The sequence below is a fragment of the Inquilinus limosus DSM 16000 genome, assembly GCF_000423185.1.
Classification (GTDB): Bacteria; Pseudomonadota; Alphaproteobacteria; order DSM-16000; family Inquilinaceae; genus Inquilinus; species Inquilinus limosus.
Map to the genome: position 1 here is coordinate 21,322 of NZ_AUHM01000035.1, position 13,137 is coordinate 34,458.

The window sequence follows — 13,137 nt, forward strand, 5'->3', positions numbered from 1 at the left end:
CCGGCCGTGCCGCCGTCGGCTCAGACGATCTGCGTCCGGACGTCGACGTTGTTGCGGGTGGCGTTGGAATAGGGGCACACCTTGTGCGCCTTCTCCACCAGCTCGGCGGCCTGCGCCCGGTCGATCCCGGGCAGCGAGACGCGCAGGTCGATGTCGAGGCCGAAGCCGCCCGGGATCTCGCCGATGCCGACCTCGGCGGTCACCGCGGCCTCGGCCGGAACCTGCACCTTCTCCTTGCCGGCGACGAATTTCAGCGCGCCGAGGAAGCAGGCGGAATAGCCCGCGGCGAAGAGCTGCTCGGGGTTGGTGGCGCTGCCCTGGCCGCCCATCTCCTTCGGTCGGGCGAGGTCGAAGTCCAGCCGGCCGTCGGAGGATCGGGTGTGCCCGTCGCGCCCGCCGGTCGAGGTGGCGGAGGCCTTGTACAGGACGTTCATCGCGTTCTCCTTGTCTGGGCCGCACCGGCCATGCGGCCATGGGGATGGAACGACACCACAAAGATGGGACGGCGGCCGGAGGCTGCCACCCGGCCCCGATACTACCGGTCGAAGCGCCGGGGATCGACCGCGGCGAAGCTCTCGCCCCGGGTGAAGTTGTCGAGGCGGACCACCAGCGGCGTTTCCGCCGGGTCGCGATAGGGCCCGAACTTGAAATACTGGTCGCCGCCGTCCGGGGAGCCGATCGGGCCGCGGATGGTGACGACCGGCTCGCCGTCGGCCCAGACCTCGACCAGGTCGTCCGGGCTTCCGGCGACGCGCAGATGCACCACCATGTCGACCCAGGCGACGAAGGGCGAGGGCAGCGGCGCCCGGCGGTCGATGGCGAGGCCGCGGCTGCAATCGGCGCTGCGGTCGGTCGGCAGCTCGGCGCCCAGCTCGTCGGCGCCGCCGTGCAGGAAGCTGCGGCGGCCCGGGAAGTCCGAGAAGTCATAGCCGTCCTGCCAGGCCACCAGCACCCGGCACTGCTGGCCCGGCAATGGCCCCGCCTGCTCCACGGTCAGGTGGAAGGTGCCGTTCTTGAAGCGCTGGGCCAGGAACGGGCTGCGGCTGCCGTTCTGCTTCCATTGGCCGATCACCAGCCGGTTGCCGTCGGCCGTGGCGGCCGGGCCGTCGATGCGGAAGCTGAAGCCGAACCAGCGGTCGGCGCCTGCCGGCTCGGTCGATTGCAGCCACAGCTCGGCGCGCTGGTCGTCCTCCGGGTTGAACACGGCGCCGGGCATGGTGTCGCGGCAGCCGCTGCGCCGGCGCTGCACTTCGATGGAGGGCATGGCGGGCGGCACGCTGCCGTCCGGCAGCAGGGCCATGCCGGCGGCGTAGCGGCCGGATCGCACCACCGTCTCCTCGATGAAGAAGCGGTTCTCGGCGCGCGGGCAGGGCGCCCAGATCTGCGGGTCGATGCGTCCCGATTCGAAGCCGTCGGTGATGTCGGCGGCGGCGGCCGGTGCCGTGGCGAGGATCAGGACGGCCGGCAGCAGAAGCTGCCGCGACAGGGCTGCGAGCATGATCGCCCCGGGGCTCTCGGATCGCGGCAGGATAGGCGGCCGGCCGGGCGCAGCCAAGCGGCCGCGCTCACGTTGGCTTCATACCAGCGAGTCGATGAATTCATCATCATCGCGTTATTTGCCTCTCCCGCGTGGCGGGAGAGGCAAATTGGACGACACCTATGATGGCGAAAGAGTCCGGCAACAGGCTCGGCGGTATCACCGGTCGAAGCGCCGCGGATCCACGTCCTCGAAGCTGTGGCCCAGGCCGAAATTGTCGAGATACGCCACGACCGGGCTGTCGGCGGGGTCGCGATACGGGCCGATCTTGAAGTACTGCCGGCCGCTGTCGCGGTAGCCCAGCCGGCCGCGGACGGTGACGATCTGCTGGCCGTTGGCCCAGACCTCGATCAGGTCGTCCGGCTGCGCATCGACCTTGATGTGGACCACCATGTCGACCCAGGCGCCGTAGGGTGAGGGCAGCGACGCCTTGCGGTCGATGCTGAGATCGCTGCCGCAGTTCGCGGTGTAGTCGGGCGGCAGCCTGGCGCCGGTCTCGTCGAAGCCGTCATGCAGGAAGCTGTGATGCGGCGGGAAGTCGGAGAAGTCGTAGCCGTCCTCCCAGGCCACCAGCACCCGGCACTGCTGGTACTTGGCCGGCCCGTCCTGCTCCACGGTCAGGTAGAACTTCCGGTTGCGGAAGCGCTGGCCCAGGAAGGGGCTGTACTGGCCGGCCTGCTTCCACTGGCCGACCAGGAAGCGCCCCGCATCGGCCTCGGGCGCCGGCGGCGCGTCGATGCGGAAGCTGAAGCCGTACCACAGGTCGGTGCCCTTCGGCGGCATGTCCCGCAGCCACAGCTCGGCCCGCTGGTCGCTGCCCGGCATGAACTCCATGTCCCGGTCGGAATCGATGCAGCCGCTGCGCCGGTGCCCGTTGCTGGCCACCTCGACCGACGGCGGCAGGTCCGGCGTCGGCAGCAGGGCCATGCCGGCGGCGTAGCGGCCGGAGCGCACCACCGTCTCCTCGATGAAGAAGCGCCCCTCCGGCCGCAGGCAGGGCGACCAGACCTGCGAGGGGATGCGCCCGCCCTCGAACCCGTCGCTGAGCGGGTCGGCGAGGGCCGGGGCGGCGGCCAGCAGGAGGACGGTCGGCAGCAGGCACCGCCGCAGGGAAACTGGAAGCATGGACGGGCCCGGCTGCCGAATCAGGACGAAAGTCGCATTATCCCTCAGCGCGGCGGACGGGTGGCCCCGAGCAGCCGCGGCAGGTCGCCGCGCCAGGCGACCAGCGAGAACACCAGCGCCGCCACCGCCACGAACAGCACCGTCACCGCCGCCATCACCGGGGTGTAGCCGTAGCGCAGGGCGTTGAAGATCTTGATCGGCAGCGTCACCACGGTCGATCCCGCCACCATATAGGCGACGATGTACTCGTTCAGGCTCAGCACGAAGGCGAAGGCGTAGCCGGAGATGATGTAGGGCCGGATCGAGGGCAGCACGATGGTGCGGAAGACCGTGCGCTCGTCGGCGCCGAGGGTGCGCGCCGCCTCCACCGCCGCGCGGTCGATCGAGGCCAGGCCGAGCGCGATGTTCACCAGCGGCAGGGTGACGAAGAAGATGCCGTGCGAGACGATGGTGGCGGCGATGTGCCCGTACAGGCCGACGATCTGCCAGAAGATCAGGAAGCCCAGGGCCGAGACCACCGGCGGCAGGATGAAGGGGGCGATGCCGAGGGTGTAGAGGGCGCGGCCCCAGCGCGGGTTCCAGCGCCACAGATACCAGGCCATCGGCAGCGCGATCGCCACCGACAGGGCGGCGGCCAGTACGGCGATGGTCACGCTGTTGCTCAGCGCCCCGACCCATTCGGGATCCTGCAGCATCTCGCCGAACCAGGCGAAGGACAGGCCCTGCGGCGGGAACAGCAGGCGCTTCTTCTCGTTCAGCGACACGCCGATGATGACGACGATCGGCGCCAGCAGGACGGCCCCGATCAGGCCCATATAGAGGCGGGAGAGCATGCGGCCCATGGTCAGCGCCCCCCTTTCGATCTGCGGCCCTGGCCCAGCAGCAGCGTCAGCCCGATCAGGGCCAGGCTGACCAGCACCAGGAACACCGCCAGCGCCGCGGCGAAGGGGATGTTCGACTGGTAGATCGCCTGGTCGGTGATCAGCACCGACAGCGTCCAGTGCTCCGGCTTGCCCAGCACCTGCGGCAGGACATAGCAGCCGAGGGTGAAGACGAAGACCAGGATCGCGGTCGCCAGGATCGCCTGGCGCAGCGACGGGATCACCACGGTGAAGAAGGCGCGCGACGGCGAGGCGCCGAGGGTGCGCGCGGCCTCGGTGATCTCCGGGTCCAGGCGGTTCACCGCCGGGTACAGCATCAGCACCGAATAGGGGAAGCCGATGAAGCACAGGCCCATCAGCAGGGCGCCGAAGCTCGGCGTCCAGGCGTCGGGTGCGGACAGGATGCCGAGCGTGACCAGGAGGTTGGAGACACCGGCCGAGCGCGACAGCAGGATCGACCAGGCGAAGCCCATGATCACTTCGGACAGCGACAGGATCGACAGGATGCCGACCAGCCAGGCCACCTGCGCCCGCCGCCGGGTGCGGCTGAGGAACCAGGTGAAGGGGACCGAGGCGGTGACGCAGATCACGGCGGCGAGGCCGCAGATCATCAGCGAGAAGCCCAGCACCCGGGTGAACAGCGGAGTCCAGAACCGGGCGTAGTTCTCCAGCTCGAAGGCCGGCTGGTACAGCCCGCCCTCGACCCGGTGATAGAAGCTGAACGCCACCATGATCACGAAGGGGATCAGGAAGAACACGCCCAGCATCGCCGCCGGCCACAGCGCCGGTAGCCGGGCGACGAGCCCGCGGGGGGCTGCAGGGGCGGCCGGCGGGGCCGATGCGGCCGCGATCGCGGCGGGCGCGGTCATGCGGTCCTCCCGAGAGAATCGCCGGGATAAGCCTTGGACGCGAGAACAGATTGCCTCTCCCGCTTACGGGAGAGGTCGGGCTCGCGCAGCGAGACCGGGTGAGGGCGGCCCGGCCGCGACACCAGGGCCAGCGTTTCAGGACAAGGGCGGATCATGCGCTCACTCGCCGCGAAGCTGTGCTTCCGGCAAGGCCGCGGTCCCCTCACCCGGACATCCTTCGGATGTCCGACCTCTCCCGCAAGCGGGAGAGGCAATCTGTTCATATGCCAGCCATCGGTGTCGCCGATCGATGTGTGAATCCGGTAGCCCGCAAGGGGAGGGGGAGAGTGGGAAGGCATCGGCGCGGGGTGGGTGGGCGCGGTCATGCCGCCAGCACCACGCAGGATTCGGGCGGCAGCTCGACCGTCACGGTCTGGCCGGCCGCGATCGGCGGCAGGTCCTTGCGCGCGGCGGCGGCGACGAGACGGGTGCCGGCGCAGTCGACAGTGACCTCGACCGCATTGCCGAGGTCGCGCACGAAATCGACCGTGCCCGCCACCCGGTTCGGACCGGCCTCGCCGGCCGGGCGCAGCTGCACCTCCTCCGGCCGCACCAGCAGGGTGGCGCCGGCGCCGGGCGTGAGGCCGTCCAGCCCTTCGCTCGCGGTCAGCACCGCGTCGCCGAGGCGCAGGCCCGCGCCGTCGACCCGGACCGGCAGCAGGTTGCCGGTGCCGATGAAGTCGGCGACGAAGGCGTTGGCCGGGCGGCGGTAGATCTCCAGCGGCGCGCCGGCCTGCTGGATCCGCCCGTTGCCCATGACCACGATCAGGTCGGCCATGGTCATGGCCTCGCGCTGGTCGTGGGTGACCAGGATGGTGGTGACGCCCAGCCGCTGCTGCAGCTGCCGCAGCTCGATCTGCATCGCCTCGCGCAGCTTGGCGTCGAGCGCGGACAGCGGCTCGTCCAGCAGGAACAGGCTGGGGTCGATCGCCAGGGCCCGGGCGATGGCGACGCGCTGGCGCTGGCCGCCGGACAGCTGCGAGACGTGCCGGTCGGCCACGCCCGGCAGCTGCACCAGGGCCAGCAGCTCCTCTGCCCGCTTGCGCTGCGCCGCCTTGTCGGCGCCGCGGATGCGCAGGGCGTAGGCGATGTTCTCGCCGACCGTCAGATGGTCGAACAGCGCCAGGGACTGGAACACCATGCCGAAGCCGCGCTGATGCGTCGGCACCGGGGTGATGTCGCGGCCATCAAGCAGCAGCTGACCTTTGGTCGGGGCTTCGAGGCCGGCGATGATGCGCAGCAGCGTGGTCTTGCCGCAGCCCGACGGGCCGAGGAAGCAGACCAGCTGGCCGGCCGGGACGGCGAGGTCGACATCGGTGACGGCGGTGACCCGGCCGTAATCCTTGGCGATGCCCTGGAGGCGGAGCTCGTGCATGCGGTTCTGTCTCGCGAAAGCCCGGCCGCCCCTCGCACAATGGGAGGCGGCCGGGGCGCGCTCTCTATCAGCCGGTGATCATCGCCGTCCACTTCTCCGCGACCCAGTCGCCGCGTTCGGTGTACAGCTTGTAGTCCGGGATGATCGGCTTGATGTCGCTGGAGACGGCGGCGAACTCCTCGGGCGACAGGGTCAGCATCTCGCGCGGCACGATCGGCGCGGTGCCGACCTTGCGCGACAGCAGCTCCTGCTGCGCCGGCTGGCACATGAAGTCGATGAAGACCTGCGCCTCCTCCAGCTTCTTCGACGCCTTGCTGACGGCCCAGGAGCCGCGGTCGGACACGCCGCCCTCCTTCGGGAAGGTCGAGCGCACCGGGAAGCCGTCCTTGATCGCGAGGCCGGTGACGTCGTGATAGTACTCGCCCATCGGGATCTCGCCCGACTGCAGGGCGTTCTGGAACTGGCCCTCATCGCGGTACCACAGCGACACGTTCGGCTTCAGCTCGGCCAGCTTGGCCAGCACCTTCTCGACGCCCTCATTGGTCGACAGGATATCGGTGTTGCCGCCGAAATGGGTGTGGGCGGTGATCTCCAGCAGGAAGGAGTTGCTGGCCAGCGCCATCAGGCCGATCTTGCCCTCATTCGCCTTGTCCCACAGCGCCGCCCAGCTGGTCGGGGCCTCGGGATAGGTCTCGGTGTTCGTGACCAGGGTGATGAACCAGGCCACGGCCGCGACGCCGGCGATGCGGCCGTCGTCGTATTTGTTGATGAACTCCGGGAACACCTTCTCGGCATTCGGCATCTTCGCCGGGTCCAGCGCCTGCCACAGGCCGGACTTGATGCCGCGCAGCATGGCCACCTGGGCCATCATCGACACGTCCGCCGGGGCTTCGCCGGCATTGGCCGCGGTCTGCAGCTGCACCAGCCAGGCCTCGCCGGTCGGCTCGCCGACGCCCTCGACCTTGATGCCGGTCGCCTTGGTGAACTCCGGGAAGACGTGCTTGCCGAAGCTCTCCTCGAAATAGCCGCCATAGGTGCCGATCTTGATGCTGCGCTCCTGCGCATGCACGAAGGGCGCCCGGCCGATCGTGGCCAGGGCGGCGCCGGCGGCGGACAGCTTCAGCAGCGTCCGCCGGCTCGGGGAGTAGCGATAGATCTCGCGGGTCATGAAACCTCCTCGTGTTTTCTTATGCGGCGTCGCGCGACGACATGTCTTTAGGCGGCGTCGCGGGGCGACGCCAGGGCCGCCGCCAGCCGGTCGGCGACGATGGGGGCCACGTCGCTGCCGACATTGGCGAAGGCGACGCGCAGGAAGCGGTCCTGCCCCGGCCCGAACATGCTGCCCGGCAGGGTCAAGAGATTGTGCTCCAGCGCCAGCCCGCGGGCCACCGCGACGGCGTCGCGCCCGGGAAAGGGATGCTCGAGATAGGCGAAGAAGGCGCCCAGGCTGACCAGGCGCCAGCCCTCCAACTGCGACAGGGCGGCACGGAAGACGGTCGCCCGCTCGCGCATCGAGGCGGTGTTGGCCCGGACCCAGCCGCCGATCTGCTCGAGGCCGAACAGCGCCGCCTCCTGCCCGATCCGCGGGGCGCAGATGGCGACGCAGTCCATCGCCTTCTCGACCTGGGCCATCAGCGCCGGCCCGGCGGTCAGCGCGCCGACGCGATGGCCGGTGATCGCGAAGACCTTGGAGAAGCTGTAGAGATGCACCACGGTCGAGCCCCAGTCCGGGTCCTCGAACAGGTCGTGCGGCCGGTCGTCGGTCGGCAGGAAGTCGATATAGGTCTCGTCCAGCACCAGGGCGATGCCGCGGCGCCTGGCGAGATCGTAGAAGGCGCGCAGCGTCTCGGCCGGGGTGATCGCGCCGGTCGGGTTGTTCGGCGTCACCAGCACGATGGCGCGGGTGCGGTCGGTGATCAGCCGCGCGACCTCCTCCACGTCCGGCACGCCGCCGGCGTCGGGCCGGAAGGCCGGGTGCAGCGCCTCGATGCCTGTCGCGTCCAGCCACATCCGGTGGTTGAAGTAGTAGGGCAGCGGCAGCACCACCTGGTCGCCGGGCCTGGCCAGCGCCGCCATCGCCAGGCAGAAGGCCTGGTTGCAGCCGGCGGTGATCGCCACGTTCGCTGGGCCGATGGCGCCGCCATAGTAGCGGGCGAAGCGCGCCGCCAGCGCCGCGCGCAGGGCCGGCAGGCCGAGGATCGCGGTGTAGCGGTGCACGGCGGGGTCGCGCAGCCGCTCCGCCAGATGCGCCGTCAGCGCTTCCGGCGGGGCGTAGCCCGGCACGGCCTGGGCCAGGTCGATCAGCGGCCGGTCGGCCGGGAAGCTGCGGCCCTCGACCCAGCGCTGGGCCTCGGCGATCGGCGGCGCCGCGACGGCGGCGAGGAGGGGGTTGAGCGTGACCATGGCCCCTGATTACACCGGATCGCGCTTCAGCGGCATGGTCATGCAGTGGATGCTGCCGCCGCCGGCGGCCAGCAGGTCCAGCTCCGGCTCCAGCACGGTCAGTCCTTCGGCCCGCAGAGCGGCGTTCACCCGGGCGCTGTGCTGCGGCGACAGCACCCGGTCGCGGCCCAGCGCCAGCAGGTTGCAGCCCATCCGCATCACCTCCTTGTAGGTGACGTCGATCAGCTTGATGCGGTGCGCCTTGAGCCAGTCCAGCAGGCCGTCGTCCAGCACCTCGGTGCAGGCCACGGCCAGCCCGTCCGCGGCCATGCAGAAGATCACGTCGAGATGCAGGAAATGCTCGGGGAAGGGCTCGATCCGCACCTCCCAGCCTTCGGCCTCGAACCAGCGCGCGAACTGGCGGGCGCCGGCCTCGTTGGTGCGCTCGCCGGAGCTGCCGATCAGCAGCAGGCCGGGGCGGATGATGTGGATGTCGCCGCCCTCCAGCGTGCCGTCGGTGGAATAGCGCCAGACGCCGCCGTGCCGCTGGTAGAACTCGATCACCGAGGCGTATTCGCCGCGGCGCTGCGGCCGGAACAGCTGGGTCACCACCGGGCCCCAGGGCGTCACCTGGCTCGAATCCCGGGTGTAGACCTGGTAGGGCAGATGCGGCTCGGTCTTCAGGTAGTGGCAGGTGACGCCGGCGCCTTCGAGGGCGTCGACCATCTGCCGGTACTGGCCCTGGACGCGCTGATGGTCATAGGCCGACCCGGCCTCCAGCGTCGCCCGGGCGATGCTGTTGGTCGCCTGCCAGGAATAGTGCTCGGGCGTCGCCAGCAGCACGTCGCGCAGCACGCCGGTCTCGGAATCCAGGGTCCAGGTCACGCAAAGCCTCGATGTTCGAACGTTGGAACAGCACCGTTTCGTTGCCGGAAGGATGGCAGAGGCCGCGCCGCCGAAAAATAGCGGCGGCGCGACGTTCACTTCGCAGATTCTCGATGTAATCTCGTCGGCATGAAGAACGTGACCGATGTGGAGCTGCGGCTGCTGCGGATCTTCGTCACCGTGGTCGATGCCGGCGGCTTCGCGGCGGCGCAGGCGGCGCTCAACCTCGGCGCCTCCACCGTCTCGACGCAGATGGCGCAGCTGGAGCGGCGGCTCGGCGCCCGGCTGTGCGAGCGCGGCCGTGCCGGCTTCCGGCTGACCGAGAAGGGGCGGGCGGTCTATGACGCGGCGCGCCGCCTGCTGGACGCGGTCGAGGCGTTCCGCGGCGAGGCCTCGAACCTGGACGCCCGCTTGGCGGGCGACCTGCGGGTCGGGCTGCTCGACGCCACCGCCGGCGATCCGGGGTCGCCGGTGATCCCGGCGCTGCGCCGCTTCGGCGATCGCGACCACCGGGTGCATCTGCATCTGACCATCGACACGCCGCCGATGCTGGAGAAACTGCTGCTCGACGGCCGGCTGGATCTCGCGGTCGGCAGCTTCCCGCGCCGCGTCCCGGGCTTGGCCTATACGCCGCTCTATCCGGAACGGCACCGCTTCTACTGCGGCGCCGGGCACCGGCTGTTCGACGCGCCGGATACGCCCGAGCTTTTGAGCGCGATCCCGCGCGAGCGGCTGATCACCCGCGGCTACTGGAACCTCAGCGACCTGACCCGGCTCGGCCTCTCCGAGGCCTCGGCCGCGGCCACGGTCGACGCCATGGAGGCGCAGGCGATCCTGATCCTGTCCGGCGGCTATCTCGGCTTCCTGCCGGTGCACTACGCCACGCCCTGGGTGGCGGAGGGCCGGCTGCGGGCGCTGCTGCCCGAGATCCTGCAATACGACGCGCCCTTCGAGATCGTCACCCGGAAGGGCGCCACCGCCTCCCGCGCCGCACAGCTGCTGATCCAGGATCTGCAGGCGGCGCGGCTACATTCGTAGAGGCCGGGCCTGCCGCCCTCCGACGGCAGGCCGGACGGCGCCGTTAAACAGCCTGCCAGAGCGTCGGGCTGGTCGCCGGGGTCCAGCCGGCGCCGACCCAGGCGGTGTGCGCCTGCAGGCAGCGGTAGCTGCGGCCCTGATAGGACACGACCTGGCCGACCGTGTAGCTCGCGCCCTCGACCCAGGTGGTCGTGCCGCCGCCGCCGGACGGCGCCTGCTTGTCGATCTCGTAGGAGTAGCCGGCGTAGGACTTGCTCAGATGGACGCGATTGGCGGTCGCGGACTGGGCCGGCACGATGCTCGCCGTGCCGCTGCCCGACTGCAGCACGCCGATCCTGAAGATCTGCGATTCCGCATTGACCTTCTGCGCCAGGGTGTAGGGCCACATCGCCGCCTTGCCGGTCGCGGCGGTCAGGGTCACCGAATGCTTGGCCGCATCGCGCCCGGACGGGTCGAAGACGCGCAGCGTCACCGTGCTGCCGGCGGCCAGGTCGCTGTTGGCGATCAGCGGGCCCTGATCCTCCCAGCCGGTGGTCGGCACCGGCGTGCCGTCGCCCGGGAACTTGACGTCGGAGCAGGCGTAGAACGCCTCCCGGCTGTCGGCGCGCTGCCAGATGCCGTAGATGACGTGGTCGCCCTTCCGGCCCTGGGGCAGCTTCACCGTCATCCGGTACTGATCGCCGACCTTCTGCGCGGCCGAGCCGGAGACAGTGGCGAAGGCCTCCAGGTCGCTCCACTTCAGCGGCGCGTTCGGGCTCCAGCCGTTCTTGGTGATGTAGTACTGGAAATAGCTGGTCGCGTGCGGCGCCGTCGCCTTCCAGACGAAGGTGTAGTCGCCGGCCGCGGTCGGGGCGATCGACGACTTGGTCCAGTCGGGGCGGGCCAGGTCGAGGCCGCGGAACTCCGCCCCGCCGCCGGAGCAGAGCTGGCCGTCCGGCACCACCGCCTGGTGGTTGCCGCCGGCATCGCCCTGGCGCACGCCGTTCCAGTCGTAGAAGGCCTGCGCGCCGCCGACGGCCTTCGCTGCCTTGCACGCCTCGGATTTCGGAGTCTCCGGGCCTTCCTGGTAGCAGGCATAGACCCGGCTGATCGGCATCTCCAGCGTGCCGTGGCCCCAGGCCGCCGGCGCGGCCGCGATGCCGGACGCGGCGAGCGCCGCGATGGACAGAAGTCTCACTCGAACATCTCCCCCATAGGACAATGCAAGGCGAGGGCCCAAAACGCCGTGGGAACGGGATCCGCAGCCCCGCCGCGCCGGAAATGCGTGCCGGAGGAACCGGTTCCAAATTGTTTTTTCGGAGTACGAAAATTTTTCTGGGAATAAAATGCTCGCTCCTCACGAACCGGGGATGAAGGCGGTCAGGGGCGCGCATTTGTTCTCCCGGCCGAACACTTGTCAATTTGTCTGATCAATCTCATAGTGCCGCCGCCGGAGGTGAGTCCGGACAGAAAATTTCGGGAGGATCTGGTCCATGGGTGGTGTGAGAGGCTGGGCTCTGGCGGCCCTCCTGTGCGGCGTCGCCGCGGTGCCGGCCCAGGCGGCGGAGGGGGTCGCCACCGGCGACACCTCGGGCAAGACGATCGCGCTCAGCAACAACTACGCCGGCAATTCCTGGCGCCAGGCGATGCTGAAGAGCTGGGACGAGGTCGCCAAGACGGCGGTCGAGAAGAAGCTGGTGGCCGAGGCGCCGGCCTTCACCACCGCCGACAACTCGCCGACCGACCAGGCGGCGCAGATCCAGAACATGATCCTGCAGGGCTACGACGCGATCGTGATCAACGCGGCGTCGCCGACCGCGGTCAACGGCGCGGTCAAGGAGGCCTGCGACGCCGGCATCGTCGTCGTCTCCTTCGACGGCATCGTCACCGAACCCTGCGCCTGGCGCATCGCCATCGATTTCGAGGGCATGGGCCGCGCCCAGATGGACTACGTCGCCGGCCGGATGAAGGGCGGCAAGCTGCTGGAGATCCGCGGCCTCGCCGGCGTCTTCGTCGACGACGAGATCCACAAGGGCATCGAGGCGGGGGTGAAGGCCCATCCCGGCTTCTCCATCGCCGGCTCGGTGCACGGCGACTGGACCCAGACCGTGGCGCAGCGCGAGGTCGCCGGCATCCTGCCGACCCTGCCGGAGATCGACGCGGTGGTGACCCAGGGCGGCGACGGCTACGGCGCGGCCCAGGCCTTCCAGGCGGCCGGGCGCAAGGTGCCCCTGATCATCATGGGCAACCGCTACGAGGAGCTGAAGTGGTGGAAGGAGCAGTCGGCCAACGGCTATGAGACGATGAGCCTGTCGATCGCCCCGGGCGCCGCCCAGGTCGCCTTCTGGGTGGCGCAGCAGATCCTGGCCGGCAAGGAGGTCCCGAAGGACCTGCGGCTGCCGACCGTGGTGGTGGAGCAGGCGAAGCTCGACTACTGGCTGGCGCACACGCCGGAAGGCGGCGTCACCAACGCCACCTACCCGCAGGACTGGACGGTGAAGCTGATCGACGCCGTCGCCGCGGGGAAGGAGCTGCCCGCGACGCCGACGGAAGGGTAAGTGGCGGGGGTTAAAGCCCATGTGGCCCGGTCGCCTGCCACCTTTGCTCTGCGGTAAACTCCCTCTCCCCGAGGAGAGGGAGGGGCCCATTCGCGTTGGCGAATGGGAGGGTGAGGGGGATGGCGGGCGACCGGAAGTTGGAGAGCCGTTCGGTCGGCCGGGCACGACGCCTGCGGCAGAACGGAACCGATGCGGAGCGGAAGCTGTGGTTCGTGCTTTCCCGGCGGGGGATCGAGGGGGCGAAGTTCCGCCGCCAGCATCCCTTCGGCCCCTATGTTCTCGACTTCTATTGCGAGAAGGCCCGGCTGGCCGTCGAGGTCGATGGCAGCCAGCACACCGAGGAGCGGGACCGCGACCGGACGGCCTACTTGAACGCGCAGGGCGGGACCGTGCTGCGCTTCTGGAACCATCAGGTCCTGCAGGAAACCGAGGCGGTGGCCGAGATGATCGCGCACGAATTGCGGCACCG

13 protein-coding genes are annotated in these 13,137 nt (G+C 70.0%); 3 read left to right on the plus strand and 10 right to left on the minus strand.

Annotated elements, in window-relative coordinates; genetic code table 11:
• Positions 1-20: 20 nt before the first annotated feature.
• From G537_RS0124950 to G537_RS0124990, 9 genes are all read right to left on the minus strand, one after another.
• The gene (locus G537_RS0124950) at positions 21-434 is read right to left on the minus strand and encodes an organic hydroperoxide resistance protein (protein WP_026872429.1); all 414 of its coding nucleotides are present in this window, start codon (positions 432-434) and stop codon (positions 21-23) included.
• Between the two features lie 101 nt (positions 435-535).
• Positions 536-1,498, minus strand: coding sequence for a heparin lyase I family protein (locus G537_RS0124955; protein WP_026872430.1), 963 nt, complete (start codon positions 1,496-1,498; stop codon positions 536-538).
• A gap of 198 nt (positions 1,499-1,696) precedes the next feature.
• On the minus strand, positions 1,697-2,662 hold the full coding sequence (locus tag G537_RS0124960; RefSeq protein ID WP_026872431.1) for a heparin lyase I family protein: 966 nt from the start codon (positions 2,660-2,662) through the stop codon (positions 1,697-1,699).
• Positions 2,663-2,706: 44 nt separating this feature from the next.
• A complete protein-coding gene (locus G537_RS0124965; RefSeq protein WP_026872432.1) occupies positions 2,707-3,504 on the minus strand; it encodes an ABC transporter permease in 798 nt (265 codons plus the stop codon).
• Between the two features lie 2 nt (positions 3,505-3,506).
• Positions 3,507-4,412, minus strand: a complete 906-nt coding sequence (locus tag G537_RS0124970) for an ABC transporter permease (RefSeq protein ID WP_081689023.1) — start codon at positions 4,410-4,412, stop codon at positions 3,507-3,509.
• 361 nt (positions 4,413-4,773) lie between these two features.
• Positions 4,774-5,826, minus strand: a complete 1,053-nt coding sequence (locus G537_RS0124975; RefSeq protein WP_026872434.1) for an ABC transporter ATP-binding protein — start codon at positions 5,824-5,826, stop codon at positions 4,774-4,776.
• 67 nt (positions 5,827-5,893) lie between these two features.
• Positions 5,894-6,994 carry an ABC transporter substrate-binding protein gene (locus tag G537_RS0124980; RefSeq protein ID WP_026872435.1) on the minus strand — a complete coding sequence of 367 codons (1,101 nt, stop codon included), beginning with the start codon at positions 6,992-6,994 and terminating at the stop codon, positions 5,894-5,896.
• A 47-nt stretch (positions 6,995-7,041) separates the two neighbouring features.
• Complete coding sequence (locus G537_RS0124985; RefSeq protein ID WP_026872436.1) at positions 7,042-8,229, minus strand: aminotransferase; 1,188 nt, start codon at positions 8,227-8,229, stop codon at positions 7,042-7,044.
• 9 nt (positions 8,230-8,238) lie between these two features.
• The gene (locus G537_RS0124990; protein WP_026872437.1) at positions 8,239-9,093 is read right to left on the minus strand and encodes a dimethylarginine dimethylaminohydrolase family protein; all 855 of its coding nucleotides are present in this window, start codon (positions 9,091-9,093) and stop codon (positions 8,239-8,241) included.
• A 129-nt stretch (positions 9,094-9,222) separates the two neighbouring features.
• On the opposite strand from G537_RS0124990, the gene G537_RS0124995 reads away from it, so the two are divergent.
• Complete coding sequence (locus G537_RS0124995; RefSeq protein ID WP_026872438.1) at positions 9,223-10,131, plus strand: LysR family transcriptional regulator; 909 nt, start codon at positions 9,223-9,225, stop codon at positions 10,129-10,131.
• Between the two features lie 43 nt (positions 10,132-10,174).
• On the opposite strand, the gene G537_RS0125000 is transcribed toward G537_RS0124995, so the two are convergent.
• A complete protein-coding gene (locus tag G537_RS0125000; RefSeq protein WP_034852942.1) occupies positions 10,175-11,308 on the minus strand; it encodes a lytic polysaccharide monooxygenase in 1,134 nt (377 codons plus the stop codon).
• Positions 11,309-11,603: 295 nt separating this feature from the next.
• On the opposite strand from G537_RS0125000, the gene G537_RS39745 reads away from it, so the two are divergent.
• Complete coding sequence (locus tag G537_RS39745) at positions 11,604-12,668, plus strand: ABC transporter substrate-binding protein (RefSeq protein ID WP_034852945.1); 1,065 nt, start codon at positions 11,604-11,606, stop codon at positions 12,666-12,668.
• Positions 12,669-12,787: 119 nt separating this feature from the next.
• Positions 12,788-13,137 (plus strand): endonuclease domain-containing protein (locus G537_RS0125010; RefSeq protein WP_211230503.1); only part of this gene is annotated, 350 nt, incomplete at its 3' end.

Bases quoted from the DNA above. Each gene is read 5' to 3' on its own strand.
- G537_RS0124950 (WP_026872429.1), bottom strand. From the start codon at position 434: ATGAACGTCCTGTACAAGGCCTCCGCCACCTCGACCGGCGGGCGCGAC.
- G537_RS0124955 (WP_026872430.1), bottom strand. From the start codon at position 1,498: ATGCTCGCAGCCCTGTCGCGGCAGCTTCTGCTGCCGGCCGTCCTGATC.
- G537_RS0124960 (WP_026872431.1), bottom strand. From the start codon at position 2,662: ATGCTTCCAGTTTCCCTGCGGCGGTGCCTGCTGCCGACCGTCCTCCTG.
- G537_RS0124965 (WP_026872432.1), bottom strand. From the start codon at position 3,504: ATGGGCCGCATGCTCTCCCGCCTCTATATGGGCCTGATCGGGGCCGTC.
- G537_RS0124970 (WP_081689023.1), bottom strand. From the start codon at position 4,412: ATGACCGCGCCCGCCGCGATCGCGGCCGCATCGGCCCCGCCGGCCGCC.
- G537_RS0124975 (WP_026872434.1), bottom strand. From the start codon at position 5,826: ATGCACGAGCTCCGCCTCCAGGGCATCGCCAAGGATTACGGCCGGGTC.
- G537_RS0124980 (WP_026872435.1), bottom strand. From the start codon at position 6,994: ATGACCCGCGAGATCTATCGCTACTCCCCGAGCCGGCGGACGCTGCTG.
- G537_RS0124985 (WP_026872436.1), bottom strand. From the start codon at position 8,229: ATGGTCACGCTCAACCCCCTCCTCGCCGCCGTCGCGGCGCCGCCGATC.
- G537_RS0124995 (WP_026872438.1), top strand. From the start codon at position 9,223: ATGAAGAACGTGACCGATGTGGAGCTGCGGCTGCTGCGGATCTTCGTC.
- G537_RS39745 (WP_034852945.1), top strand. From the start codon at position 11,604: ATGGGTGGTGTGAGAGGCTGGGCTCTGGCGGCCCTCCTGTGCGGCGTC.